25 protein-coding genes are annotated in these 25,450 nt (G+C 74.2%); 22 read left to right on the top strand and 3 right to left on the bottom strand.

The features are described 5' to 3' along the window. Position 1: 1 nt before the first annotated feature. From IPM45_06780 to IPM45_06760, 5 genes are all read left to right on the top strand, one after another. A complete protein-coding gene (locus tag IPM45_06780; protein ID MBK9179271.1) occupies positions 2 to 1,045 on the top strand; it encodes an SDR family oxidoreductase in 1,044 nt (347 codons plus the stop codon). 62 nt (positions 1,046 to 1,107) lie between these two features. After that, a complete protein-coding gene (locus IPM45_06775; protein MBK9179270.1) occupies positions 1,108 to 2,367 on the top strand; it encodes a DUF4910 domain-containing protein in 1,260 nt (419 codons plus the stop codon). Between the two features lie 46 nt (positions 2,368 to 2,413). After that, the gene (locus IPM45_06770; GenBank protein MBK9179269.1) at positions 2,414 to 3,535 is read left to right on the top strand and encodes a glycosyltransferase family 4 protein; all 1,122 of its coding nucleotides are present in this window, start codon (positions 2,414 to 2,416) and stop codon (positions 3,533 to 3,535) included. Next, positions 3,532 to 5,109, top strand: a complete 1,578-nt coding sequence (locus tag IPM45_06765) for a polysaccharide biosynthesis C-terminal domain-containing protein (protein ID MBK9179268.1) — start codon at positions 3,532 to 3,534, stop codon at positions 5,107 to 5,109. Before IPM45_06770 ends, IPM45_06765 begins: the two co-directional genes overlap by 4 nt. A 16-nt stretch (positions 5,110 to 5,125) precedes the next feature. Continuing rightward, positions 5,126 to 6,163 (top strand): glycosyltransferase family 2 protein, encoded by a 1,038-nt coding sequence (locus tag IPM45_06760; GenBank protein ID MBK9179267.1) that lies wholly within the window; start codon positions 5,126 to 5,128, stop codon positions 6,161 to 6,163. On the opposite strand, the gene IPM45_06755 is transcribed toward IPM45_06760, so the two are convergent. Both IPM45_06755 and IPM45_06750 read right to left on the bottom strand, forming a co-directional pair. Further along, positions 6,164 to 7,261: a glycosyltransferase family 4 protein gene (locus IPM45_06755; protein MBK9179266.1), complete on the bottom strand. Its 1,098-nt coding sequence runs from the start codon at positions 7,259 to 7,261 to the stop codon at positions 6,164 to 6,166. Then, the gene (locus IPM45_06750; GenBank protein ID MBK9179265.1) at positions 7,258 to 8,232 is read right to left on the bottom strand and encodes a glycosyltransferase; all 975 of its coding nucleotides are present in this window, start codon (positions 8,230 to 8,232) and stop codon (positions 7,258 to 7,260) included. Before IPM45_06750 ends, IPM45_06755 begins: the two co-directional genes overlap by 4 nt. Before the next feature lie 251 nt (positions 8,233 to 8,483). Between IPM45_06750 and IPM45_06745 the strand changes: the two genes are divergently transcribed. From IPM45_06745 to IPM45_06680, 14 genes are read left to right on the top strand one after another with little or no spacing between them, the layout of a single operon-like run. Further along, complete coding sequence (locus IPM45_06745; protein ID MBK9179264.1) at positions 8,484 to 9,962, top strand: exopolysaccharide biosynthesis polyprenyl glycosylphosphotransferase; 1,479 nt, start codon at positions 8,484 to 8,486, stop codon at positions 9,960 to 9,962. Between the two features lie 50 nt (positions 9,963 to 10,012). Further along, a complete protein-coding gene (locus tag IPM45_06740; protein MBK9179263.1) occupies positions 10,013 to 11,188 on the top strand; it encodes an undecaprenyl/decaprenyl-phosphate alpha-N-acetylglucosaminyl 1-phosphate transferase in 1,176 nt (391 codons plus the stop codon). Continuing rightward, positions 11,189 to 11,554, top strand: a complete 366-nt coding sequence (locus tag IPM45_06735) for an AtpZ/AtpI family protein (GenBank protein ID MBK9179262.1) — start codon at positions 11,189 to 11,191, stop codon at positions 11,552 to 11,554. It begins immediately after the preceding gene. Then, on the top strand, positions 11,551 to 12,009 hold the full coding sequence (locus IPM45_06730) for an ATP synthase subunit I (GenBank protein MBK9179261.1): 459 nt from the start codon (positions 11,551 to 11,553) through the stop codon (positions 12,007 to 12,009). Before IPM45_06735 ends, IPM45_06730 begins: the two co-directional genes overlap by 4 nt. Before the next feature lie 8 nt (positions 12,010 to 12,017). Then, complete coding sequence (atpB, locus tag IPM45_06725; GenBank protein MBK9179260.1) at positions 12,018 to 12,788, top strand: F0F1 ATP synthase subunit A; 771 nt, start codon at positions 12,018 to 12,020, stop codon at positions 12,786 to 12,788. A gap of 15 nt (positions 12,789 to 12,803) precedes the next feature. After that, positions 12,804 to 13,067, top strand: a complete 264-nt coding sequence (gene atpE / locus IPM45_06720; GenBank protein MBK9179259.1) for an ATP synthase F0 subunit C — start codon at positions 12,804 to 12,806, stop codon at positions 13,065 to 13,067. A gap of 4 nt (positions 13,068 to 13,071) precedes the next feature. Further along, the gene (atpF, locus tag IPM45_06715) at positions 13,072 to 13,695 is read left to right on the top strand and encodes a F0F1 ATP synthase subunit B (GenBank protein MBK9179258.1); all 624 of its coding nucleotides are present in this window, start codon (positions 13,072 to 13,074) and stop codon (positions 13,693 to 13,695) included. Further along, positions 13,695 to 14,222 (top strand): ATP synthase F1 subunit delta, encoded by a 528-nt coding sequence (gene atpH / locus IPM45_06710; GenBank protein ID MBK9179257.1) that lies wholly within the window; start codon positions 13,695 to 13,697, stop codon positions 14,220 to 14,222. Before atpF ends, atpH begins: the two co-directional genes overlap by 1 nt. Positions 14,223 to 14,271: 49 nt before the next feature. After that, complete coding sequence (locus tag IPM45_06705; protein ID MBK9179256.1) at positions 14,272 to 15,867, top strand: F0F1 ATP synthase subunit alpha; 1,596 nt, start codon at positions 14,272 to 14,274, stop codon at positions 15,865 to 15,867. Between the two features lie 36 nt (positions 15,868 to 15,903). Further along, entirely contained in the window at positions 15,904 to 16,863 is a 960-nt protein-coding gene (locus tag IPM45_06700; GenBank protein ID MBK9179255.1) for a F0F1 ATP synthase subunit gamma, read from the top strand. A gap of 45 nt (positions 16,864 to 16,908) precedes the next feature. Further along, on the top strand, positions 16,909 to 18,348 hold the full coding sequence (gene atpD, locus IPM45_06695; GenBank protein MBK9179254.1) for a F0F1 ATP synthase subunit beta: 1,440 nt from the start codon (positions 16,909 to 16,911) through the stop codon (positions 18,346 to 18,348). After that, positions 18,349 to 18,756, top strand: coding sequence for an ATP synthase F1 subunit epsilon (gene atpC / locus IPM45_06690; GenBank protein MBK9179253.1), 408 nt, complete (start codon positions 18,349 to 18,351; stop codon positions 18,754 to 18,756). Between the two features lie 28 nt (positions 18,757 to 18,784). Then, on the top strand, positions 18,785 to 19,750 hold the full coding sequence (locus IPM45_06685; protein ID MBK9179252.1) for a 2'-5' RNA ligase family protein: 966 nt from the start codon (positions 18,785 to 18,787) through the stop codon (positions 19,748 to 19,750). Beyond that, on the top strand, positions 19,747 to 20,649 hold the full coding sequence (locus IPM45_06680; protein MBK9179251.1) for an SDR family NAD(P)-dependent oxidoreductase: 903 nt from the start codon (positions 19,747 to 19,749) through the stop codon (positions 20,647 to 20,649). Before IPM45_06685 ends, IPM45_06680 begins: the two co-directional genes overlap by 4 nt. Before the next feature lie 65 nt (positions 20,650 to 20,714). On the opposite strand, the gene glpX is transcribed toward IPM45_06680, so the two are convergent. Then, complete coding sequence (glpX, locus tag IPM45_06675; GenBank protein MBK9179250.1) at positions 20,715 to 21,713, bottom strand: class II fructose-bisphosphatase; 999 nt, start codon at positions 21,711 to 21,713, stop codon at positions 20,715 to 20,717. Positions 21,714 to 21,875: 162 nt separating this feature from the next. On the opposite strand from glpX, the gene IPM45_06670 reads away from it, so the two are divergent. The 3 genes from IPM45_06670 to IPM45_06660 are packed head-to-tail and all read left to right on the top strand — an operon-like array spanning position 21,876 to position 25,414. Next, the gene (locus IPM45_06670) at positions 21,876 to 23,699 is read left to right on the top strand and encodes a S9 family peptidase (GenBank protein ID MBK9179249.1); all 1,824 of its coding nucleotides are present in this window, start codon (positions 21,876 to 21,878) and stop codon (positions 23,697 to 23,699) included. A 31-nt stretch (positions 23,700 to 23,730) separates the two neighbouring features. Continuing rightward, complete coding sequence (locus IPM45_06665; GenBank protein ID MBK9179248.1) at positions 23,731 to 24,663, top strand: hypothetical protein; 933 nt, start codon at positions 23,731 to 23,733, stop codon at positions 24,661 to 24,663. 49 nt (positions 24,664 to 24,712) lie between these two features. Continuing rightward, a complete protein-coding gene (locus IPM45_06660) occupies positions 24,713 to 25,414 on the top strand; it encodes a hypothetical protein (protein MBK9179247.1) in 702 nt (233 codons plus the stop codon). The last annotated feature ends 36 nt before the right edge of the window (positions 25,415 to 25,450 follow it).

The following is a 25,450-nucleotide window of genomic DNA, read 5'->3' as shown; positions in this document are numbered from 1 at the left end:
GGTGCGCGTGCTGGTGACCGGTCACGACGGCTACCTCGGTGCCGTGCTCGTGCCTGCTCTGCGGGCGGCCGGGCACCACGTGGTGGGGCTCGACGCGCACCTGTTCGGCGCCTGGTCGCTGCCTGGCGTCCCCGCCCCCGAGTCGCTGCCCGACGTGGCCGGCGACGTCCGCCAGGTGCTCCCGGGCCACGTGGCCGACGTCGATGCGGTGCTCCACCTGGCCGCCCTGTCGAACGACCCGCTGGGCGACCTCGATCCCGATCTCACGTTCGAGGTGAACCACCGGGCGACCGTGCAGCTGGCGGCCGCGGCCAAGGAGGCCGGGGTCTCGCGCTTCGTCTTCGCCTCCTCGTGCAGCCTCTACGGCGCCGCCGGCGACGCCGTGCTCGACGAGGGTGCGGCGTTCCACCCGATCACCCCCTACGGCGAGTCGAAGGTGCTCTCCGAGCGGGATCTGGCCGAGCTGGCCGACGACCACTTCCACCCCACCTACCTGCGCAACGCCACCGCCTACGGGGTGTCGCCCCGCCTGCGCGCCGATGTGCTGGTCAACAACCTGGTGGGCTGGGCGCTCACCACCGGCGAGATCCGGCTGAAGAGCGACGGCACCCCGTGGCGGCCGCTGGTGCACGCCCGCGACATCGCCGCCGCCTTCCTGGCCGTGCTCGACGCCCCATCCGATGTGATCCACGACCAGGCCTTCAACGTGGGCGGCACCGCCGAGAACTACCAGGTGCGCGACGTCGCGGCCCTGGTCGCCGAGGCCGTGCCGGGGGCCACCGTGGTGTTCGAGGAGGGTGCCGGCCCCGACCAGCGTGACTACCGGGTGAGCTGCGACAAGCTGGCGAGGGTCCTGCCGGCGGCACGGCCTCGGTGGACCGTCCGCGAGGGCGTGGCCGAGCTGGTCGAGGCCCTCGTGCGGGCGCGGTTCACCGTCGACGACCTGACCGGGCCGCACTGCGTGCGGATCCGCCGCATCCTCGAGCTGCAGGGCGAGGGGCGCCTCGACGAGCGGTTGCGTTGGACCGAGCCACGGCCTGGCTGAACCCGGCGGACGGGCTGACCGCGCGCCGCGCCGACCTCGACCGGACCGAGGCCGGGGCCGCCCTGTACGCCCTCGTCGAGCGCCTCTTCCCGCTCCTGCGGGGGCGCACCGGCGACGGGGTCCGGGAGACCCTCCGGCTGGTCGGCGAGGTGCTCCCGCTCACCCTCCACGAGGTGCCGACGGGGACGCCCGTGTTCGACTGGACGGTGCCGCGGGAGTGGCGCATCCGCGACGCCTACGTGGCCGACGCCGCCGGCCGGCGCGTGATCGATCTGGCCGACAGCACGCTGCACCTGGTGAGCGAGAGCGTGCCCCTCCACCGCCGGATGTCGCTCGATGAGCTCCGCCCGCACCTGCACTCGCTGCCCGACCGGCCCGACGTCATCCCGTACCGCACCGCGTACGGCGGGGACGGCTGGGGCTTCTGCCTGGCGCACCGGGACCTGGAGGCGATGGCCGAGGGCGACTACGAGGTGTGCATCGACGGCACCCTCGAGCCGGGTCACCTGACGTACGGCGAGGCGGTGATCCCGGGCGAGACCGACGACGAGGTGCTCCTCTGGGCGCACTGCTGCCACCCGTCGCTGGCGAACGACAACCTCTCGGGCATCGCGGTGGTGGCGATGGCCGGGGCGCTGCTCGCCCAGGTGCCCACCCGCCACACGTACCGGGTGGTGGTCGCTCCGGCCACGATCGGCGCCATCACGTGGCTGGCGGGCAACGAGGACAGCCTCGGGCGGCTGTGCCACGGCCTGGTGGTCGCCGGTGTCGGCGACCCCGGACCGCTCACCTACAAGCGCAGTCGCCGGGGAGGGGCGGCCGTCGACCGCGCCGCGGCGCACGTGCTGGCCGGGCGGGCCGACGGCGGCGACGTGGTCGACTTCTCGCCGTACGGCTACGACGAGCGCCAGTTCTGCTCACCGGGGTTCGACCTGCCGGTGGGTCGCCTCAGCCGTACGCCCTTCGGGACGTATCCCGAGTACCACACGTCCGCCGACGATCTGGGCTTCGTCCGGCCCGCCTCCCTGGCCGCGTCGCTCGACGCCCTGCTGGCCGTGCTCGACGTGCTCGAGCGCGACGGTCGTTGGCGCAACACCAGCCCGAAGGGCGAGCCCCAGCTGGGGCGGCGCGGGCTCTACGCCACCCCGCTCTGGCAGCGCTCGGGCGGTCCGGAGCTCGGCCTGCTCTGGGTGCTCAACCTGTCCGACGGCCGCCACTCGCTGCTCGACGTGGCCGAGCGGTCCGGTCTGACCTTCGACGAGGTGGCAGCGGCCGCGGCCGCGCTCGCCGAGGTGGGCCTGCTCGTGCCCTGCGACCCGTGAGCGGTCGTCCGGTGACGGCGGGTTCGGGCCCGGCCGGCCAGGTCCGATGAGGGTGCTGCTGGTGCTGGCCGAGCCGCCCCTCCCCGAGGGCGGGGCACCCGGCCGTTGCTCGGTCGCCCTGATCCGGGGCCTGCGCGCCCACGGCGTGGGCGTCGACGTCCTCGCCGCCCGCCAGCCCTTCTCGGTGTCCGGCGACCCTCCGCCCGACCTCGGCGCCGAGATGGTCACCGTCGACGCGTCCTCGGCGACGCCGGCGTCGTTCGGGCACCGGCTCCGCCGGCCCCACGACGATCTGGCGCGCAGCCCGTTCCAGGACCGGGTGCGGGCGCGGGCCCGAGAGGTCGACGTGGTCCACGTGGAGGCCGTCGAGGCCGCCTGGTGCGCCGTAGGCCTGCCCGTGCCGTCGGTGGTGCACCTGCACTACCGGGCCCGGCTCGACCGGTCGGTCGGCCCACCCTGGCGGCCGGCGTTCCGCGAGGTCCTGCGCTTCGCCCGGCGCGAGCGAGTCGTGATCCGGTCGCAGCGCTGGTTGATCGCCAGCTCGCCTCGCGTGGCCGAGACGCTCCGGCACGACTCCCCGCGAGCCGAGGTGACCCTGGCACCGCTGGGCCTCGACCCGGTGGGCTACGGGCCGGCGCCCCTCGACGGCCCGCCCACGGTCGGCATCATCGGGACGGCGTCGTGGCCTCCGACCGCGTCGGCCATGCGGCGCCTGGTGCAGCGGGTGTGGCCGCTCGTGCGCCGCGAGGTGGCCGACGCCCGCCTGGTGATCGCCGGCCGGGGCACCCAGTCGCTGGCGTGGGCCGGCCCCGGCATCGAGCTCCGTGGGCCGGTCACGTCCTCCGCGGCCTTCCTGCGGGAGCTGTCGGTGCTCACGTACCCCCTCGACCGAGGCAGCGGGGTGAAGGTGAAGGTGCTCGAGGCGCTGGCGACCGGGCTGCCCGTGGTGACAACTGCCTGCGGGGCGGAAGGGCTCGACGCGCCGGGCGGGCTCGTGGTGCTCCCCGACGACGACCACGCGCTGGCCGCCGCGACCGTGGAGGTGCTGGTGGACGTAGCCGCCCGTCGCGAGCGGGGGGCGGCCGCTCGCCGGGCCTTCGACCAGCGCTACACGCCCGTGCGGTCGACGGCAGCTCTGCCCGGTCTGTACGAGCGGATGGCGCGGTGAGCACCGTCGACCCGTTCGACGACGAGGAGGCCGACGCCGCGCGGATGACCACCGGCGCTTCCGTGCTCCGGGGAGGGGTGTGGAACAGCGCGAGCCAGCTCTTGCCGCAGGCGTACACGCTGGTGATGTCGGTGGTGGCCGCCCGCGTCCTCGGTCCCGACGACATGGGCCGCCAGAGCTACATCGCCTTCGTCGGCATCGCCGTGGTGGCCCTGCTCACCGGCGGCCTGCCGGTCGCGCTCATGCGCTACATCGGCGAGCTGCGGGGGCGTGGGCGGCCCGAGACGGCCCGGGCGATGGTCCGCGCCGCGTGGCGGATCGAGCTGGCCGCAGCGGCGTTGGGTGGGGCCGGGCTGGTGGTGGCCGGCCTCGGCCGGCCGCCCCTCGGCTGGGCGTGGGCGCTGTGCGGCGTCTCCAGCGCCATGGCGATCCTCCACCGCGTGCCGTCGTCGGTGCTGATCGGCATGCAGCGCTGGCGGGACAGCTCCGTCGTCGGCATGGTGACCGGCGCGGGGGCCGCCGTCGGCACGGTGGCCGTGCTCCTCGCGGGCGGGGGCATCACCGCCATGTTCGCGGTGCAGGCGGTGGTGTCGGCGGTGAACCTGCTGTGGACGAGCCGGCTCGCCCGCCGCAGGCTGCCCGACCGGTGGGCTGCACCGCCGGCCGTGCCCCACCGGATCGATCCCGGGCTGCGCCGGGCGTTCACCTCGTTCACGCTCATCGCGACGGCCGACGCGTACCTGTCGTTCGTGGTGTGGCGACGGACGGAGTTCTTCTTCCTGGAGCGCTACGCGCCGCCGTCGGAGCTCGCGATCTACTCCATCGCCTTCGCGGCGGCGTCGGCGCTGGTGATCCTGCCCGGCGCGCTGGCCGGCGTGGTCGCGCCCGCGGTCGCGACCCTGTTCGGCGCGGGCCACGACGAGCGGATCCGCTCGGGCTTCGGCCGCACCGTGCGGCTGCTGGTGCTGCTCAGCCTGCCGATCACCGCCATGGTGCTCGCACTGGGGCCGGCCGTCCTCACCGGCGTGTACGGCGCCGACTACGCGGCCGCCGGACCGGTGCTGCGGATCATGATGATCTCGTTCCCGCTGGTGCCCCTCGTCACCGTGAGCCAGGCGCTGCTCGAGGGCATCGGTCGCATCCGCTTCCAGCTGCTGATCTCGGCGCTCGCCGCGGCCACCAACCTCACGCTCGACGTGCTGCTGATCCCGTCGCACCAGGCCAGGGGTGCGGCCCTGGCCAACGGGCTGGCCCAGGTGGTGGCGTCGTTGCCCCTCCTCGTGTACGCGGCGCGCAAGGTCGGCGGTGTGCGCCTGCACTGGTCGCACCTGGCTCGGGCGGCGCTGGCGTCGGTGGCCTGCGGGCTCGTCGCGTGGGGCGCGCTCGGCCCCGCCGTCGACGTGGTCGGGCGCATCCTGGGCCTGGGGGTGGCCCTGGCGGCGGGGGTGCTGGCCTTCTGGGTCGTGGCCGCGATCGTGAAGGTTCTCCACCGCGACGACGCCGCATGGCTGACCGACAGCGTCGGCGAGCGGTTCGGCCCGGTGATGGCGGCCGCGTGCCGGTGGCTGGCGTGAGCCGGGAGGTGGGCCGGTGCGAACGCTGAGGGCGCCGCCGCCGGCCGCCGGCGCCCCCACGGGCCCCGGCCCGATCCCGACGTTCTCGGTGGTGCTCGCCGCCCATGACGTGTCGGCCTTCATCGGCGGCGCCGTGGCCTCCGCGCTCGACCAGACGGTGCCCCCCCTCGAGGTCATCGTGTGCGACGACGGGTCGACCGACGACCTCGATGCCGCCCTCGGCCCGTTCACGGAGCGGATCGTGCTGGTGCGCCAGGCCAACCGAGGGTCGGGGGCCGCCCGCAACGCGGCCATCGCCGTCGCTCGGGGCGACTGGATCGCCGTGCTCGACGGCGACGACGCGTTCCACCCGCGACGGGTCGAACGCCTGGGCGAGGCCGTCTCGGCCAGGCCCGACCTCGACCTGGTGACCACCGACGCCGACCTGGTCCTCGATGGCGCGGTGGTGCGCCGCTGCTACGACCCGAGCTACCGGTTCGAGGTCGGCGACCAGCGGTCCGCCATCATCCGGGGCAACTTCCTCGGCGTGATGGTCGCCGTCCGGAGGAGCCGCCTGGTTGCCGTCGGTGGCTTCGACGAGTCGATGCGCCACAACGAGGACTGGGAGCTCTTCGCGCGGTTGCTGCTCGACGGCTCCGTGGCCGGGCTCGTCGACGAGCCGCTCGGGATGTACCGCCTGCACGAGGGGAGCAAGACGGCCGACCCGCTGCACCGCGCCCAGGGGCGGGTCGACGTGCTCGAGCGGGTGGCCTCCTGGCCGGTGCTCAGCGACGCCCAGCGCGGCATCGCCCTCCGCGGGCTGGACGAGGCGAGGGCGGAGCTGGCCGTGGTGTCGGCCACGTCTGCGCTGCGCGACGGCCGGCCGGATGCCCGGCGGCTGGCGTCGCAGCTGCTCTGGCGGCGGGGTCTGCCACTGCGTACCCGCGCCAAGGCGCTGGCCGCGGCGACGGCGCCGGGGTGGGCCGGGCGTCGCCTGGCCCTCGCCGAGGCCGGCCGGCGGCGCCTCACCGCCGGCATCGAGGGAGCGCCACCGAGCGGCCCGGCCGCCGGCTGATCACGGGCGCCGGCGCGGGGCGGACAGCACCTCGTCGTACACGGCCGCGGTCGCAGCGGCCATGGTCCCCACGCTCAGGCGCTCGACGGCCCGGCGGCGGCCGGCGTCGCCCAGCCGGGCCCGCTCGGCCGGATCGTGGGCCAGACCCTCCAGGGCGGCGTCGAGGGCGGCCTCGTCGCCGGCCGGCACGAGCAGGGCGGCGCCGTCCACCGCCGCAGCAACGTCCCCCACCGCCGAGGCGACGCAGGGGAGCCCGCTCATCATGGCCTCGAGCAGGGCGAACGGCAGCGCCTCCCAGCGGGACGGGAGGCAGAAGACGTCGAGGGTGGCGAGGAAGGTGCCCACGTCGTCGACGTGCCCCGCCAGCTCGACGGGCAGGCCCTCGGCGGCGGCGACGAGCCGGTCGCGCTCCGGGCCCTCTCCTGCGATCACCACCTCCACGGGTGCGCCCCGGGCGACGAGCCGGCGGGTGGCCGCGACCAGCAGGTCGAACCCCTTCTCCGCCCTCAGCCGGCCGATGCCGCCGATGCGCACCGGCAGGGTGGGTGGACGCCGCTGCATCGGCACCACGGGGACGCCGTTGGCCACGACGCAGATGCGATCGGCGGGCACCGAGAGGCCGTCGCGCAGAGCGGTGGCCACCTCGCCCGACACGGCGATCACCCGCCGCAGGCGGCGGAACAGCAGGCGCAGGTGCTGCCGCTGCAGACCGGGAGGCAGGCCGCCGGCCAGGTGCAGGGTGGCCACCGCGGGTCGGCGCCCGAGGGTGGCCGTGAGCAGGGCGTGGCGGTTGTTGGTGGGCCACGTGAGGTTCAGGTGCACCAGGTCGGGGCCCAGGTCGCCGAGCACGCGCGGGAGTGCGGCCAGCCGGCCGAGGTCGACCTTGTGGCGCACCCGGGGCACGAGGCGCACCGGGATCCCACGGCCCTCGAGCTCGTCGAGGAGCGCCACCGGTGTGGTGTCGGTGGCCACGACGTTGGCCTCGAACCGCTCGGGGAGGTGCTCGGCGAGCAGGGCCACGTAGTGCTCGGCGCCCCCGAGCGAGGCGGCGTCGACCACGAAGGCCACGCGCGCGCGCCCCAGGCCCGGTCGGGTCACCGGACGTGGCCCTCGTCGAACCCGACGGCGTCCTCCCGTGCCTGCTGGCGGGCGCGCAGGAGGGGGCCGAGCACCGGTGGCGCCAGGCCGAGCAGGCGGGCCTTGCGCACCAGCGCCTGCTCGCTGGGGCACAGCGCGGCGGCCTGGCGGTACGCGGTCGCGGCGTCGCGGTACCGGCCGGCCCGCAGGCAGGCGTCGCCCCGGCGGGCCAGCTCGTGGGGGCCGGGACCGGCCAGGCGGCGCTCGACGTACCCGCGCTCGGCCGGCGTGAGGTCGGCACGGGTGGCCGCCTTGGCGAGCACCGCCCGCGCGCCCTCGTCCATGCGGTCGCGATCGGCCGTGAGCCCGGCGGCGTCCCAGCGGTAGAGGGCGAGGGGGCGGGGCTGGTGGGCGACCCGGTGGCCGGCCATCACCGCACGGAGCCAGAAGTCCCAGTCCTCAGCGTGCGTCAGCGTCTCGTCGAAGGGACCGATCTCGTCGACCAGGGCGCGGGGGAACAGCGACATCGTCGACACGAAGTTCTGCTCGAGGATGGCGCGGCGCTGCTCGGTCGGCCGGGGGAAGCGGCCCTTGTGGCGGGTCTGGCCCGGGTGGATGCCACCCGGGAACAGCCACCACGCATTGGCGGTGGCCAGGGCGCGGCGCGTGCCGGCGGTCGCCCGCGTCGCCACAAGCGCCTCGACGTGCTCGTCGAAGAGGATGTCGTCGGCGTCGCAGAACGCCACCAGCTCGCCGGTCGCCTCGGCCACGCCCCGGTTGCGGGCCGCGGCCACGCCCCGGTTGGGCTGGCGAACCACCCGCACCCTGCGCCCGTGGGCCGCGGCGATCTCGCCGGTGCGGTCGGTGGAGCCGTCGTCGACGACGATCACCTCGAGGGGCGACCAGGTCTGGCGCAGGGCTCCCGACAGGGCGGCGCCGAGGGTGCGCTCGGCCTGGAAGGCGGGGACGACGAGGCTGACTGCGGGGCCCACGGTGCGCGCGACCGTAGCCCCCGCCTCACCGCGGCCGGTGGCGTGGTGCCGTCGGGGCCGGCATCGGCGACGGAGCCGCAGAAATGAGCCGATCTCCCCATTCAGTTCCGGCGGTCCGACAGTCGATAGTTGGCGTGTGGCCGAGGATCTGACGACGTGAGCACGCTCCGTGGCGCTTCGCGACGGGGGAACGCGTACCGTGGTCGGGTACCGTTGCTCCCCCGGACCGTCCGGATGCGAGGTGGCTGGTCGTGGCGATCGATGACGTGACGCTCACCGGGGGCCCGGCGCCGTCGGGCCAGGCTGCGGTCCGTCCGACCGCAGCCGAGCGCCCGGCGTCGGTCCTCGGCCCGGCGGTCGCGCCGACCCCGAACCCGACCCCGACCCCGACCGCGACCCCGGCGACCACGGGCCGCCGGCGCACGCGCGTCGCCGCCGTGGGCGTGGCCGTGGCCGACGCCGCGGGCGTCGCCGCCGGGCTCGCCCTCACCGGCACCCCGTCGTGGCCGATCGCCCTGTACCTGGTCGGCATCCTCCTCACCCTGCTGGTCCTCGGCGAGTACCGGCTCCGGCTCACGCTGCGGGCGCTGGCCGATGCGCCCCGGCTGGTCGGCCGCGTGCTCCTGCCCTCCGCCATCCTCGTGCTGTCGCCGTTCGCCCTCGACCAGCCGAACCGCGCCCTCACCCGCGTGCTCGGCGCCGTGGTCGGGCTGCTCGTGGCCCGGGCCGTGGCCTACGCCGTGCTGCGCATCCTCCGGCAGCGCCAGGTGCTCGCCGAGCCCACCGTGATCGTCGGCGCCGGCACCATCGGCACCGAGCTGGCCGGCCTGCTCGACCAGCACCGCCAGTACGGGCTGAGCGTGGTCGGCTTCGTCGACGACGTCCCCGCCTTCGGCGGCCCGCCGCTGCTGGGCGGCATCGGCGAGCTCGAAGACGTGCTGGCCGAGCTCGACGTGGCCCGCCTCATCGTCGCCTTCACGCCTGCTCGCGACGAGACGCTCGTACGGGTGATCCGGGCCGCGACGCGCCACGACGTGGTGGTGCACATCGTGCCCCGCTTCTTCGAGGTGGGGCTCGCCCCCAGCGGCGCCGACGTCGACCAGGTCTGGGGGATCCCCCTGTACCGGGTGAAGCGGGCGGCCCTGCGCGCCAGCGTGTTCCGGGTGAAGCGGATCGGCGACGTGGTGCTGTCGGCCACCGCGCTGGCGCTGCTGTCGCCGCTGCTGGCGGTCCTGGCCCTGCTCGTGAAGCGCTCCAGCCCCGGCCCGATCCTCTTCCGGCAGGTCCGCATCGGCCAGCACGGCCGGCCGATCGAGGTGCTCAAGTTCCGCACGATGCGGCTCAACGACGACTCCGAGGTCACGTGGTCGGTCAGCGACGACGAGCGGGTCACCGGGGTCGGGCGCTGGATGCGCCGGCTCAGCCTCGACGAGCTCCCGCAGTTCGTGAACGTGCTCCGCGGCGACATGTCGCTCGTGGGCCCCCGTCCCGAGCGTCCGTACTTCGTCAACCGCTTCAGCACGGTCATCCCCGGCTACGGCGATCGTCACCGGCTGCCCGTCGGGCTCACCGGCCTGGCCCAGGTGCACGGCCTGCGGGGCGACACGTCCATCCGCGAGCGGGCCCGGTTCGACAACGCCTACGTCGAGCACTGGTCGCCGTGGCTCGACCTCACGATCATGATCCGCACCCTCACCAGCGTGGTGCGGCAGGCCCGCAAGGGCGACTAGCCGGGGCCCACCCGGGGCGGAGGCTCCGGACCACGTAGCCTCGGAGCCCGGTGGGCGATTACCTCGTGGTGTTCCTCGTGGCCGCCGGTGCCACGTTCACGATCACCCCGGTCGTGCGGCGCATCGCCATCCGGTGGGGCGTCGTGGTGGCGCCCGACGCCCGCCGCGTGCACGAGCGGCCCACCCCGGAGCTGGGCGGCGTCGCGATGTTCGTCGCCTTCCTGCTCGCCATGGCCGTGGCCTGGCGGATGGGCGGCCTGCGCGACGTGTTCGCGGGGTCCTCCGAGCCGCTCGGGGTGGTCGTCGGGGCCTCGGTGATGTTCGGGGTGGGTCTCCTCGACGATCTCCGGGAGTGGTCGGCGCCGGCCAAGCTCTCGGGCATGGTGCTGGCGGCGTCGCTGATGCAGCTCCTCGGGGTGACGATGTTCTACTTCCGCATCCCGTTCGCCGAGCTGATCGTGCTGTCGCCCGACATGGCGTTCCTGGTCGGCGTGGTGTGGGTGGTCGGCATGGCCAACGCCGTCAACCTGATCGACGGGCTCGACGGCCTGGCCGCCGGCATCGTGGCCATCGCGGCCGGCGCGTTCTTCCTCTACGGCCAGCGCCTGTCCGACGTCGGCCTGCTCGAGCCGGGCTCGATCAGCCCCCTCCTCGCCATCATCGTCCTCGGTCTCTGCCTCGGGTTCCTGCCCCACAACTTCCACCCGGCGCGCATCTTCATGGGCGACAGCGGGGCGCTGATGCTCGGCCTGCTGCTCGCGGCGTCGACGATGGTGGTGGGCGGGCGCACGGCCGAGCCCTTCAGCGGCCAGACGTACTTCTTCTTCGCCCCGCTGTTCATCCCCCTCGTCGTGCTGGGCGTGCCCATCATCGACACGGTCTTCGCCATCGTGCGGCGCGCCACCCGCCGCACGGGCGTCGCGGTGGCCGACAAGGACCACCTGCACCACCGGCTGATGCGCCTGGGCCACGGCCATCGGCGCAGCGTGCTGATCCTGTGGGCCTGGACCGCGATCCTGTCGGGCTTCGTGCTCTATCCCACGTACGCGCGTGAGGGCGACGCCCTCGTGCCGTTCGGCATCGCCGCGCTCGCGCTCGCGCTCTTCACCCTGTTCCACCCCGGGCTGCGACGGGCGCGCGAGGCCGCCGGGCCGGGTGGCGGCCCTGGTCCGGGCGGGCCGGCCGACCCGGCCCGCGAACTTGCGGCACCCCAGGTCGACCCCTAGATTGTGCGTCGGTTCACGAGCGCAACGGGGCGCCGGCAGATCCAGACAGAGGCTCGCCGGCCACGGGCACGCGGAAGGCAGAGGGTGGACGTCGGCGAACGGCGAGACCTCTACAACGGGTTCGGTGAGGGCCTGCAGCGTGCGGTCGAGTTCGCCGTCACGCCGGTGCTGTTCGGCCTGGCCGGCTACGGGCTCGACCGGTGGCTCGGCACCCTGCCGCTGTTCACGATCCTGCTCGCCCTCTTCGCGGTGATCGGCACCTTCCTGCGGATGTGGATCCACTACGACGCAGAGATGCGCCACCAGGAGCAGGTGCTCGGCGAGCGGCGGGGCGCGCGCCGGGCCCCGGTCGGGGAGGCGCCGTGAGCGGCGATCCGTTCCTCACCCGCTTCGAGGGGCCGGCCCCCGAGCAGCAGATCGCCCACGACATGGTGCGTCGCGGCCTGCCCGTGGCACCGCTGTTCGTGCTGGTCGGGTTCATCTTCTGGGGGGTCGACGGCGCGCTGTCCGCCGGCCTCGCCGTGGCCATCGTGCTCGCCAACTTCGCGCTCTCCGCCGCGATGCTCGCCTGGGCGGCCCGGATCTCGCTGGGCCTGCTCATGGGGGCGGCCCTGGGCGGGTTCCTCGCCCGCCTCGCGATCATCATGGCGATCGTCCTGCTGGTCATCGACCAGCCGTGGGTGGAGCCGATCCCGCTATGCCTCACCCTCGTCGTGGCATACCTGGGCCTGCTGGCCTGGGAGCTGAAGTACGTCTCCGCGTCGCTCGCCTTCCCCGCCCTCAAGCCCGGGCACCGCCCGGTGGGCAGCACCAAGGAGTAGCCCTCGTCGTGCTCCCCGTCTACGCGCTCGAGTTCCCGCCCATCGGAGAGATCCTCAACTGGCCCGACATCGCCTTCGAGGGAACCCCCTACGGGTTCAACAAGATCGCGATCATCACCCTGGTCTCGGCCGGGCTCACCCTGCTGCTGTTCTTCCTGGGCGCCAAGAAGCAGATGGTGCCCCGGGGCCTGCAGAACCTGATGGAGATCTCGGTCGAGTTCATCCGCAAAGAGGTCATCATGCCCACCATCGGGCCCGATGGCATGCGGTACACGCCGCTGATGCTGGCGCTGTTCTTCTTCATCTTCTTCAGCAACATCTTCGGGATCATCCCCGCCGTGCAGATGCCGGCGACCGCCCGGATGGCCATCCCGGCGATGCTCACGCTGATCGTGTACGTGCTGTTCATCGCCGTGGGCTTCAAGCACCAGGGCGTCGGCGGCTACCTGAAGAGCACCCTGTTCCCACCGGGCGTGCCCAAGCCCATCTACATCCTGGTGACGCCGATCGAGTTCGTGTCGGTGTTCCTGGTGCGGCCCTTCTCCCTGGCGGTCCGTCTCTTCGCCAACCTGCTGGCCGGCCACATCCTGCTGGTGACCTTCGCCGTGCTCACCGCGGCCCTCTGGGCCAAGGCCTGGTACGCGATCTTCCTGCCCTTCCCCTTCATCATGCTGACGATGATGACGGGCTTCGAGCTGCTGGTGGCCTTCCTGCAGGCCTACATCTTCAGCATCCTCGCCGGTGTGTACATCGGCGGTTCCCTCCATCCCGAGCACTAGGAGACCCGAGCCCCCATGCATGACATCCTCGCCCAGGCGGCATTCAACGCCGACTACGTCTCCGGCCAGGAGGCCCTGTCATCGGGCTTCGCCTACGGCCTCGCGGCCATCGGCCCGGCCCTCGGCATCGGCTACCTGGTCGGCCAGTCGGTCCAGGCCATGGCCCGCCAGCCCGAGGCCGCTGGCATGGTCCGCACGACGATGTTCCTGGGCATCGCCTTCACCGAGGCCCTCGCCCTGATCGGCTTCGTCGTGTTCATCCTCCTGAAGTTCGCGTGAGGTCGTGCCCGTGATCGCACATGTCCTCACGTCGGCCGACGGCGCGCTCCAGGTCGTCCTCTCCGACGCCGGTGTCGAGCTGGCCCAGGAGGAGGAGGAGGGCGGCGAGGGTCACGCCCAGGAGGCACCCAACCCGATCCTCCCCGAGACCAAGGAGATCATCTGGGGTGGGCTGGCCTTCCTGATCCTGCTCTTCCTGCTCTGGAAGTTCGCGCTCCCCGGCATCACCAAGGCCATGGAGGCCCGCAGCGAGCGGATCCGCGACGACCTCGACGAGGCCGAGCGGGCGCGCGAGCAGGCCCAGGCGGCGCAGGCGGAGTACGAGGCCAAGCTGGCCGATGCCCGCAACGAGGCCGCCCGGATCATCGAGGAGGCCCGCCAGCAGGCCGACGTCGTCAAGGCCGACCTGCAGGCCCGCGCCGAGGCCGACATCGCCGAGCAGCGCCAGCGGGCGGCGGAGGACATCCGCCTCTCGCGGGAGCGGGCCATCGACGACCTGCGGGGCCAGGTGGCCCAGCTGGCCATCGGTGCCGCCGAGCGCATCGTCCAGCAGAGCCTCGACCGTCCGACCTCGGAGGCGCTCGTCGAGCGCTACATCTCCGAGGTGGGGACGGCGTCGACCAACTGATGTCGGCCCAGCGCGCCGACGGCTACGCCCGGGCCTTCGTCGAGGTGGCGCGGGCCGAGGGCCGGCTCGACGACGTCGTCGACGAGCTGTTCCGGTTCGCCCGCACCCTGGAGTCGTCCGAGGCGCTGCGCGACACCCTCGTCGACCAGCTGATCCCCCTCGAGCGCCGGCAGGCCATCGTCGAGGACCTGCTGGGCGGGCGGGCGTCGGACGTCACCACGAGCCTGGTCTCGTTCGTGGTGGGCGCCGGCCGGGGCCGTGACCTGCCGGCGATCGCCGACCGGGTGGTCGCCCTGGCCGCCCACGAGCGCGACCAGGAGGTGGCCGAGGTCCGCTCGGCCATCCCGCTGTCCGACGACCAGCGCCAACGCCTGGCCGACGCCCTCTCGCGGGCCACCGGCAAGCGGATCGACGTGCGGGTGATCGTCGACCCGAGCGTGATGGGCGGCCTCGTCGCCCAGGTGGGCGACACCGTCATCGACGGGTCGGTCCGCCGCCGCATCGACCAGCTCCGCGAGCTCCTCTAGCCCACGCCCACCCCGCCCCCACCCAGTCCGAGTCCAAGGAAGCGACCGCATGGCCGAGCTGACCATCAACACGTCCGACATCGCCTCGGTGCTCCAGAAGCACCTCGAGGGCTTCCAGCCCGCGCTCGAGACCGAGACGGTCGGGCGCATCCTCGAGGTCGGCGACGGCATCGCGCGGGTCTCGGGCCTGCCGGGCGCCGCCGTGAACGAGCTGCTCGAGTTCCAGAACGGCACGCTGGGCCTGGCCCTGAACCTCGACGAGGAGTCGATCGGCGCCGTGATCCTGGGTGAGACGAGCGGCATCGAGGAGGGCGACGCCGTCAAGTCCACCGGCCGCATCCTCTCCGTGCCCGTCGGCGACGCCCTGCTCGGGAGGGTCGTCAACGGGCTCGGCGAGCCGATCGACGGCAAGGGCCCCATCATCGGCGCGCCGATGCGCCGCATGGAGATCCAGGCCCCGGGCATCGCCGGCCGCAAGCCGGTGCACGAGCCGCTGCAGACCGGCATCAAGGCCATCGACGCCATGACCCCGATCGGGCGGGGTCAGCGCGAGCTCATCATCGGCGACCGCAAGACCGGCAAGACCACCATCGCCATCGACACGATCCTGAACCAGAAAGGTCAGGGCGTGAAGTGCATCTACGTGGCCATCGGGCAGAAGGGCTCCACGGTCGCCCAGACCGTCGCCACCTTCGCCGCCCACGGCGCCATGGACTACACGGTGGTGGTGTCGGCGCCGGCGTCGGAGTCGGCCCCGTTCAAGTACCTCGCCCCCTACGGCGGGTGCGCCATGGGCCAGCACTGGATGGAGAACGGCGAGCACGCCCTGATCGTCTACGACGACCTCTCCAAGCAGGCCGAGGCCTACCGCCAGCTGGCGCTGCTGCTGCGCCGCCCGCCCGGCCGCGAGGCCTACCCGGGCGACGTGTTCTACCTGCACAGCCGCCTGCTCGAGCGGGCCGCCAAGCTGAACGACGAGCTGGGCGCCGGGTCGCTCACGGCCCTCCCCGTCATCGAGACCAAGGCCGGCGACGTGTCGGCCTACATCCCGACCAACGTGATCTCGATCACCGACGGCCAGGTCTACCTGCAGGACGACCTGTTCAAGGCGGGGGTCCGGCCCGCGGTCGACGTGGGGATCTCGGTGTCGCGGGTGGGTGGCGCGGCCCAGATCAAGGCCATGAAGTCGGTGTCGGGCACCCTCAAGCTCGACCTGGCCCAGTTCCGCGAGCTCGAGGCCTTCGCCACGTTCGGGTCCGAGCTCGACAAGGTGTCGGCCGCCCAGCTGGAGCGGGGCTACCGGCTCACCGAGCTGCTCAAGCAGCGGCTGAACTCGCCCATGACCGTCGACCTGCAGGTGGTGTCGATCTACGCCGGCACCAACGGCTACCTCGACGTCATCCCCGTGCACGACGTGAGGCGCTTCGAGCAGGAGCTGCTCGCGTACGTGCAGGTGGCCCATCCCGGCCTCCTGGCCGAGATCCGCGACGACGGCACGCTGCCGGCGGGGATCAAGGCCGCCCTCGACGAGTTCGCCTCCCGGTTCCGCACGACCACCAAGGCGGGCGACGAGGTCGACGTCGCCACCATCGAGGAGGACGCCCTCGGTGAGGCCGCCTCCGACAAGACGCTGGCCACCGAGTAGCCGGCGATCAGGGACGAGCGAGGAACGGGGTAGGGCATGCCGGGCGGCCAGGAACGGATCCTGCGGCGGCGCATCCGCAGCGTGGAGGCCACCAAGAAGATCACCCGCGCCATGGAGCTGATCGCGGCCAGCCGCATCGTGAAGGCCCAGCAGCGGGTGGCCCAGGCCGTGCCCTACAGCGAGGCCATCACCGAGGTGGTGCGCGACCTGGCTGCCGCGGGCGGCAGCGTCGACAGCCCGCTGCTCGTCCCCCGCCCGGAGATCCGCCGGGTGGCCCACGTGGTGATCGGGGCCGACCGCGGCCTCTGCGGCGCCTACAACGCCGGTGTGATCCGGGCCGGCGAGGGCGAGATCAAAGAGGAGGCCGACCGCGGCCGCGACTACAGCCTGATCGTCGTCGGCCGCAAGGTGGAGCGCTACTTCCGCTTCCGCGGCTACCGCATCGGCGGCGTGCACGGCGGCTTCACCGAGCAGCCCACCTACGAGGACGCCCGAGCCGTCGCCCAGCAGGTGCAGGCCCTGTACGACAGCGGCGAGGTCGACCTGGTGAAGCTCATCTACACCCGCTTCGTCTCGTCGGGCTCGCAGGAGGTCGTGGAGCGCCCGTTGATCCCGCTCGATCCGCAGCTGCTCGAGGGGGGCGACGCCAAGCCGGCGTCGGCCGCCGGCGGCGCGGCGCCGCCCGCCGACTACGAGTTCGAGCCCGGCCCGGCGGCGATCCTCGAGCGGCTGCTGCCCCGCTACGTCGAGGCCCGCGTGTTCGCGGCGCTGCTGAATGCGGCGGCGTCGCAGCACGCCTTCCGCCAGCGGGCCATGAAGTCGGCGACCGACAACGCCGAGGACCTCATCAAGACCCTCAGGCGCACCATGAACCGGGCCCGCCAGGACGCCATCACCACCGAGATCATGGAGGTGGTCGGTGGCGCGGAGGCCCTGAAGTCGACCAAGAAGGCCGAGCACCCGCTCGAGGACCGCCGCTTCCAGCTGTCCGCCTGACCCCGCCCGAGCACCCACGACACGCCACCGAGGAGCGCACCCAGCATGGCCCTGACCACCGAGCCGGAGACCGACCTGAAGGACGGGCGCGTCGTCGCCATCGCCGGCCCCGTCGTCGACGTGGAGTTCCCTCCGCACGCCCTGCCGGAGATCAACGTCGCGCTGCAGATGACCATCGACATCGAGGGCCAGGAGGTCCTCGTGACCGCCGAGGTCGCCCAGCAGATCGGCGAGGGGCGGGTGCGGGCCATCTGCATGAAGCCCACCGACGGCTTGAAGCGGGGGACGCCGGTGCGCAACACCGGGCGGGGCATCACCGTGCCCGTGGGCAACGCGACCCTGGGCCACGTGTTCAACGTGATCGGCGAGCCCCTCGACACCGAGGGCCAGCCCGTCGAGGGCGACACCCGCTGGGAGATCCACCGCGAGCCGCCGCTGTTCGAGGACCTCGAGCCCCGGGCCCAGATGTTCGAGACCGGCATCAAGGTGATCGACCTCCTCGAGCCGTACGTCCAGGGCGGCAAGATCGGTCTGTTCGGCGGGGCCGGCGTGGGCAAGACGGTGCTCATCCAGGAGATGATCCGCCGGGTCGCCCAGCAGCACGGCGGCGTGTCGGTGTTCGCCGGGGTGGGTGAGCGCACCCGCGAGGGGACCGACCTGTGGCTGGAGATGCAGGAGTCGGGGGTCATCGACAAGGCCGCGCTTGTCTACGGCCAGATGGACGAGCCGCCCGGCGTGCGCCTGCGGGTGGCCCTCTCGGCCCTCACCATGGCCGAGTACTTCCGTGACGTGAAGAACCAGGACGTGCTGCTCTTCGTCGACAACATCTTCCGTTTCGTGCAGGCCGGCTCCGAGGTGTCGACGCTGCTCGGCCGCATGCCCTCGGCCGTGGGCTACCAGCCCACCCTGGCCGACGAGATGGGCGAGCTGCAGGAGCGCATCACCTCCACCCGCGGCCGGGCCATCACGTCGCTGCAGGCCGTCTACGTGCCCGCCGACGACTACACCGACCCGGCGCCCTTCACCACCTTCACCCACCTCGACGCCACCACCGAGCTGAGCCGCCAGATCGCCGCCCTGGGCATCTACCCGGCGGTCGACCCGCTGGCGTCCACGTCCAACATCCTCGCTCCCGAGGTGGTGGGCGATCGCCACTATGACGTGGCCCGCCGGGTGCAGGAGGTGCTGCAGCGCTACAAGGAGCTCCAGGACATCATCGCCATCCTCGGCCTCGACGAGCTCTCCGAGGAGGACCGCATCATCGTGGCCCGGGCCCGCAAGGTGCAGCGCTTCCTGTCGCAGCCCTTCTTCGTGGCCGAGGTCTTCACCGGCATGAGCGGCATCTACGTGCCCGTCGAGGAGACGGTCGAGAGCTTCGAGATGCTCGTCGAGGGCGAGCTGGACGAGGTTCCCGAGCAGGCCTTCCTGAACGTCGGCAACGCCGACTCGGTGCTGGCCAAGGCCAAGCAGCTGCAGGAGTCGTAGATGGCCCTGCGCGTGGAGGTCGTCTCGCCGGAGCAGGTGCTCTGGACGGGGGAGGCGTCGATGGTGGTCGCCCGCACCGCCGGCGGCGGCGAGATCGGCTTCCTTCCCGGGCACGCGCCGTTCATCGGGGCGCTCGACGTGGCCGCCCTGCGGGTGATCCAGGAGGACGGCGACGAGGCCATCGCGGTGCACGGCGGCTTCGTCGAGGTCAGTCACGGCAAGGTCACCGTGCTCTCCGACATGGCCGAGCTGGCGTCGCAGATCGACGTGGCCCGGGCCGAGGAAGCCCGGGCCGACGCCGAGGCGCGCCTGAAGCGCGCCCCCGGCGACGCCGAGGCCGCCCGCGACCTCCGCAAGGCCGACGTGCGCCTGCAGGTCGCCGGGGCGGGGCGCGCCGCCGCCCACTGACGGCCCCGGCTGCCCGTAGCCTGCTCGGGTGCCTCGGGTCCGGCTCGGCGTCGTGCTCCTCGTCCCCGAGCCGGCGTGCCGCGAGGTCGACGGCCTCCGGCGAGCCCTGCGTCGCGTTGCCGGCGTCGTGGTGTCGCCGCACGTCACGCTGGCGAACCCGGTGAACGTGCGCGAGGCCGACGTCCCCGTCGCGCTGGACGTGGTGCGCGCCGCGGCCGAGCGGGCGCACCCCCTCGATCTGCGCCTGGGGCCGGTGGCCACCTTCCATCCCGACTCGCCGGTGGTCCACCTGGCCGTCGGCGGCGACGTCGACGGCCTGCGGGCCCTGCGCGACCGGGTGCTCGCAGGGCCGCTCGCGCGACCCGCGCCGTGGCCGTTCGTCCCCCACGTGACGCTGGCCGAGGACCTCGCCCCGGAGCGCATCGGCGCCGCGCTGGCCGTGCTCGACGGGTACCGGGCCGACGTGGAGATCGCTGGCGTGCACGTGCTGGCCGAGGAGCGCGACGACGACGGCCTCCGGTGCTGGCGCCCGGTGGCCGACGCCGCGTTCGGGCCGGCCCGCGTCGTGGGGCGGGGCGGCCTCGAGCTGGTGCTGACCCGCAGCGAGCAGCCGGACCTGGAGGCGGTCGGGCTCCTGACGGCGCCGTCCGGCGCCGTGCCCGTCGGCGCGCCGACCGGCGCCGTGCCCGTCACCCTCACCGCCCGCCGCGAGGGGCGGCCCGTCGGGGTGGCCGCCGGCTGGTGGTCCGGCGGGTCGGCCGACCTGGGCGCCTTGGTGGTGGCGGCACCCGAGCGAGCCACCGGCGTGGGCAGCCACCTGCTCGCCCATCTCCAGGCGCTGCTCGTCGAGGCGGGCTGCCGGGTCGTGCGCACCGAGCAGCCCGAGGGCGCGCTGGCGACGCTGCTGCGCCGGCGGGGATGGGTGCCCGACAGCGGCGTTCGTGCCGCGCCCGGCTGGGTCGCCCTGTGCCGGCCACTGGGATCTCGGTCATGAGCGCCCGCTGGTCGTCGGCGCTCGTCACCGGGGCCACGAGCGGGATCGGCGAGGCCTGCGCCCGCTCCCTGGCGGCCGCCGGCACCTCGGTGTTGCTGGTGGCCCGGGGGGCCGACCGTCTCGACGCCCTGGCCGCCGACCTGCGCGGCCGGCACGGGGTCCGCGCCGAGGCGCTGGCGGCCGACCTGTCCACGCCGGAGGGCATCGCCGTCGTCGAGGCTCGCCTGGCCTCGGCCGCCCCGGCCGTCGACCTCCTCGTGAACGCGGCCGGTGCGACCCGTGCGGGGCCGTTCCACCGGTCCTCCCCGGAGGAGGAGGCCGCCCTCGTGTGCCTCAACGTGCTGGCGGTCGTGCGGCTCACGCGGGCCGCGCTGGGGCCCATGATCGACGCCGGTCGGGGAGCGGTGCTGAACGTGGCGTCGACCGCGGCCTTCCAGGTGGCGCCCATGCTCGCCACGTACGCTGCCAGCAAGGCCTTCACCCTCTCCTTCACCCACAGCCTGGGCGAGGAGCTGGCCGGCACCGGCGTGACCGCCACCGTGCTCGTGCCCGGGTACACCCGCACCGCGTTCCACGCCCGCGCCGGCCTCGGCGAGCCGGAGGACGTGGAGTGGGCCACCGCCGACGAGGTGGCCGTGGCCGGTCTGCACGACGCCGCGGCAGGTGTCGCCACGAGCGTGCCCGGGCCGGCCCACGAGCAGGTGGTGGCCCTGCGGCGGGAGCGAGCGGTCGCCGAGGTCCGAGCGGCGGTCCTGGCGGGGGAGCCGGGGTTCCGCCGGCGCTGCCTCGACCTGGCCCGCCGGCCGGGGATGCCGCCGGCGGTTCGCGCGAAGGCGTTGGTGTCGGCGTTGGTGCCCCGTCTGGCCCGCCGGCGGCTCCGAGGCGGGGGCGCCCTCTAGGGGCTCGGGGCCCCCGGGGCGGCCGCCACCGCCGCCACCGAGAACGCAACGGGTCGAAGGGCCTCCTACTCGAAGTCGATCGAGGAGAAGCCCTTCAGCTTGTCGATCCGGTGGCGGGCGTTGACGAGCCGGACGGTGCCCGACTTGGAGCGCATCACCAGCGACTGGGTGGTGGCCCCGAACCGGTCGTAGTGCACGCCCTTCATCAGCTCGCCGTCGGTGATGCCGGTCGCGGCGAAGAAGACGTTGTCGGAGCGGACGAGGTCGTCGGTGTCGAGCACGCGCTCGAGGTCGTAGCCGGCGGCCAGCGCGGCCTTGCGCTCGGTGTCGTTGCGGGGCCACAGCCGCCCGCAGATCTGCCCGCCCATGCACTTCAGGGCGGCCGCCGAGATCACGCCCTCGGGGGTGCCCCCGACGCCGAACAGGATGTCGGCGCCCGAGTCGGGCCAGGCCGTCGAGATGGCGCCGGCCACGTCACCGTCGGGGATCAGCCGGATGCGGGCACCGGCGGCCCGCACCTCGGCGATGAGGTCGGCGTGGCGGTCGCGGTCGAGGATCACCGCAGTCACGTCGCGCACCGACTCGCCCTTGGCGCGGGCGACGGCTTCGAGGTTGTCGGTTGGGGAGGCGTTGATGTCGACGACCCCGGCGGCGTCCGGGCCAACCGCGATCTTCTCCATGTAGACGCAGGGGCCGGGGTCGAACATGGTGCCCCGCTCGGCGACGGCGATGACGGCGATGGCGTTGCCGCGGCCGAGTGACGTGAGGGTCGTGCCGTCGATCGGGTCGACCGCGATGTCGGTCAGCGGCGGCGTGCCGTCACCGATCCGCTCCCCGTTGAACAGCATCGGCGCCTCGTCCTTCTCGCCCTCGCCGATGACGACGATGCCGTCCATCGGGACCGAGTTCAGGACCACGCGCATGGCCTCGACGGCGGCGCCGTCGGCTCCGTTCTTGTCGCCGCGACCCATCCAACGCGAGGCCGCCATCGCGGCCGCCTCGGTCACGCGCACCAGCTCGAGGGCGAGGTTGCGGTCGGGCACCTGCTTCAGGTCGGGGGTCATGCCCGAAGGGTAGGCGCCGACGCGACGACCGGTCGAACGGGCGGGCCCGCCGGCCCGAGCCGCTGGGCCGGCCGTCGCGCTACCGTGCTCCGATGCTCGGGCCGGAGACGCAGGTGATCGCCCGGCGCGCCGAGCTGCGGGCCGCCCGGGCCGCCCCGTCCGGTGGGTGAGCCCCGCATCTCGGCAGCCATGGTGGCCGCCGGTCGCACCCTCGCCGACCCCCGGCTGTCGCCCGACGGCGAGCGCGTCGCGATGGTGTCGTCGGCCGACGGTCGCAGCCAGGTGGTGGTGGTCCCCGCCGGCGGGGGTCCGGAGCTGGTCGTGGCCACCGATCCCGCGCCCCGCCCCGCGCCGTCGCTCGGGGGTGGCGTCCTCGACTGGACGCCGGACGGTCAGCGGCTCGTCTACGCCGCTGCGGCCGGTGGCCTCTGGGTGGCGCCCGCCTCGGGCGGCCCGGCGAGGCCGGTGGTGGAGCGCGGCTCGATCGCCTCGCCGGTCGTGTCGCCCGACGGCGCGCGGGTCGCCTACGTCCTCGACGAGCGTCACGTGGCGGTGGCGTCCATCGCCGCGGGGGGCCCGTGGCCGGTGCGGCTGTCGGACGCGCCCGACTTCGCGCTGGACCCGTCGTGGTCGGCCGACGGCGGCTGGGTGGCATGGCACGAGTGGGACGTACCGGCCATGCCGTGGGACGAGAGCCGGTGGGTGGTGGCCAGCGCCGACGGATCCGGGGTGCGGGCGTCGCTGGCACCCGACGGCGCGGCCCTGCAACAGGCGCGCTTCGCACCCACCGGTGCCGACCTCGCCTACCTGTGCGACGCCACCGGCTGGCTCAACCTGTGGGTGTTCGGCCCGGGCCGCGACCTGGAGGCGCCCCTCGTCGGCGAGCCGTTCGAGCACGGCGACCCGCCGTGGGGCCCGGGCCAGCGCTCGTTCGCGTGGTCGCCCGACGGGGCGGCCATCGCCTTCGCCCGCAACGAGCGCGGCTTCGGCCGGCTGTGCGTGGTCGACGTGGCGTCCGGGTCGGTGCGGGAGGTCGCGACGGGGGTGCACGGGGGCCTGTCGTGGGCCGCGGGCCGCCTGGCCGCCGTGCGGAGCGGGGCCCGAACGCCCACACAGGTGGTGGTGTACGACACCGCCACCTGGGAGCGCACCACCGTCGCCCGCGGGCCGGTGGGCGGCTTCGAGGCCGCGGAGCTCCCTGAGCCCGAGGCGGTGACGTGGTCGGCGGACGACGGTGCCACCCTGCACGGCCGGCTGTACCGGCGGGGGAGCGGCCCGGACGGCGGCGAGCCCCCGCCGCTTCTGCTCTGGATCCACGGCGGGCCGACCGGCCAGTGGCCGGTGACCTTCAACCCCAGGCTGGCGTTCTTCGTCGACCGGGGGTGGGCCGTGCTGCTCGTCGACCATCGCGGCTCGACCGGCCACGGGCGCGACTACGCCCAGGCGCTGCGGGGGCGGTGGGGGGTGCTCGACGTGGCCGACGCCGCCTCAGGCCTGCGCGTCGCGGCCGAGCGCGGGTGGGGCCATCCCCGCCGGCTCGTCCCCATGGGCGGGTCGGCCGGCGGCTTCACCGTGCTGAACCTGCTCGCCCACGCGCCCGAGCGGTGCGCGGCCGGCGTGGTGCTCTACGGCGTGAGCGACCTGCTGTGGCTCGACGAGACCACGCACCGCTTCGAGCAGCACTACTGCCACCGGATGGTGGGTCCGCTCCCGGACGCGGCCGACGAGTACCGCCGCCGCTCCCCGGTCACGGTGGCCGATCGGGTGCGCTCGCCGGTGCTGCTGCTGCACGGCACCGACGACCGGGTGGTGCCGCCCGACCAGACCGAGCGGCTGGCCGCCCGGCTGCGAGACGGCGGGACCGCCGTGGAGGTGCACTGGTACGAGGGGGAGGGCCACGGGTGGCAGCGGTCGGAGACGGTGCGCGACGAGCTCGAGCGGATCGAGTCGTTCCTGCGGCGCCACGTCCTGCGGTGGCAGCCGTGACGGGTGCGTCCCGCAGCAGGGGTGGCCGGCCGTGAGCCTGCGGCGGTGCCCCGTGTGCGGCCAGGAGTACCTCGACTGGGTGCAGACCTGCTCGGACTGCGCCGTGGCGCTGGGACCGCCCGAGCCGAGCCTGCTCGACGAGCCCGGCGACGACCACCTCGTGTACGAGCTCGGGGAGTGGTCGCCGGCCCAGCGTGACCAGCTGGACCGCCTCCTCGACGAGCACGACGTCGTGCACGCGTGGGAGGCGACCGACCTGGTGGTCCGGGAGGGCGACGAGCAGGTCGTCGACCGCCTGCTCCCCGGGATCGACCCCGACCTCGCGGTGGAGGAGGTCGAGCCCGAGCCCGAGCCGGGTTCGCGGGGGGTCGAGCGCTCGGCCGCCGCCGACGGCGAGCCCGCCGACGCCGGGTTCGAGTCGGTGCACGACCTCGGTGACCTGACCGACGGCGAGCCCACCGACGACGGGTTCGAGCTGGTGTACGACCTCGGTGACCTGACCGACGGCGAGCGGGGGGAGCTGGTGGCCCGCCTGGCCGGGGCGGGCGTGCCCCACGACTGGGACGACGCCGACAGCCTCGTCGTGGACGCCGTCGACGAGGCCGTCGTCGAGCAGATCCTCGACGACGTGGTCCACCCGGACGCCCTGCCCGTCGTCGCCGACGCCGAGGGCGGCGACGGGGCCGACGACGAGGCCGGCCCCGAGCTGTTGTCCGAGCTGTTCCTGGCCGCCGACCGGCTCCGCAACGACCCCGAGGACCACGAGGGCGTGCTCGGTATGGTCGACGCCGCGGCCGAGTCGGCCGGCCACGGCCCGCCCTTCGGCGTGCCCGAGCGCACCTGGGCCGCCGTGGTGGAGCGGGCCGGGGCGCTGAGGGCGGCCCTCGAGACCGACGACGTCGACGACGAGGCGATCGTGGCCGCCGCCGACGAGCTGCGGTCGCTGCTCCGGCCGCTGGTCTGACCGGTCGGTCGACTGCCGGTAGCGCCCTGGCCCTGGCTAGCGTGACGCCGTGGTCCTCGCCGAGCTGGAGGTGTGGCACTCGCGCCCCATCGCCCCGACCCGGCGGGTGGCGCTGGGCGCCCGGTCGCTGCCCCTCGAGCCGACTCCGGGCTTCGGCGGCATCCTCCTGGCCGGCGTGGTCGCGGCCAACGTAGGTGACCTCGACCGGGAGCTCCACGCCGACCTCCACCGCCTGATCGACCAGGTCGACCGGGGGCGGCAGATCTCCCAGCCCCGGCTCCGCCACCGCTTCCAGTCCGACCGCATCGGCCTGTCCCGCACGCGCCACCGACTGCTCGCCGCTGGCGACGACGTCCGCTTCGACCTGGGCGACGGCGGCACGCCGGCCCAGCAGATCCTGGGGGCGGTGTACGCCACTGCGACCATCGCGCCGGCCGATCGCCACACGGTCGCCGGCCTCCTCCACCGGGCGGTGCGCTGGCGGGGAGACGTGGGCCCCGAGCTGATCGCCCACCTCACCGGCCGGCGGGGCTCGCGCGGCTGGACGATGCGGGCCATGGCCGACCCCCGGACCTGGGCGCTGCGGCTGCTCGGCTTCAACGACCCGGCCGAGCCGCCGGGCACCGACGACGTCAAGGCCCGCTTCCGGGCGCTGCTGCGCGAGGCCCACCCCGACCACGGGGGCTCGAGCGCGGGGGCCGGTCAGCGGATCCTCGAGCTCACCGAGGCCCGGCGCATCCTGCTGTCGTGATCGGTCGGATGCCGTGACGGCAGCGCGCTCGCGGCG

The organism is Acidimicrobiales bacterium (assembly GCA_016716005.1).
Lineage (GTDB): Bacteria > Actinomycetota > Acidimicrobiia > Acidimicrobiales > JADJXE01 > JADJXE01.
Note: the sequence above shows the minus strand (reverse complement) of the source record. Positions and strands in the feature narration are given on the sequence as shown.

Bases quoted from the DNA above. Each gene is read 5' to 3' on its own strand.
- IPM45_06705 (MBK9179256.1), top strand. From the start codon at position 14,272: ATGGCCGAGCTGACCATCAACACGTCCGACATCGCCTCGGTGCTCCAG.
- atpD (MBK9179254.1), top strand. From the start codon at position 16,909: ATGGCCCTGACCACCGAGCCGGAGACCGACCTGAAGGACGGGCGCGTC.
- atpE (MBK9179259.1), top strand. From the start codon at position 12,804: ATGCATGACATCCTCGCCCAGGCGGCATTCAACGCCGACTACGTCTCC.
- glpX (MBK9179250.1), bottom strand. From the start codon at position 21,713: ATGACCCCCGACCTGAAGCAGGTGCCCGACCGCAACCTCGCCCTCGAG.
- IPM45_06680 (MBK9179251.1), top strand. From the start codon at position 19,747: ATGAGCGCCCGCTGGTCGTCGGCGCTCGTCACCGGGGCCACGAGCGGG.
- IPM45_06700 (MBK9179255.1), top strand. From the start codon at position 15,904: ATGCCGGGCGGCCAGGAACGGATCCTGCGGCGGCGCATCCGCAGCGTG.
- atpH (MBK9179257.1), top strand. From the start codon at position 13,695: ATGTCGGCCCAGCGCGCCGACGGCTACGCCCGGGCCTTCGTCGAGGTG.
- atpC (MBK9179253.1), top strand. From the start codon at position 18,349: ATGGCCCTGCGCGTGGAGGTCGTCTCGCCGGAGCAGGTGCTCTGGACG.
- IPM45_06770 (MBK9179269.1), top strand. From the start codon at position 2,414: ATGAGGGTGCTGCTGGTGCTGGCCGAGCCGCCCCTCCCCGAGGGCGGG.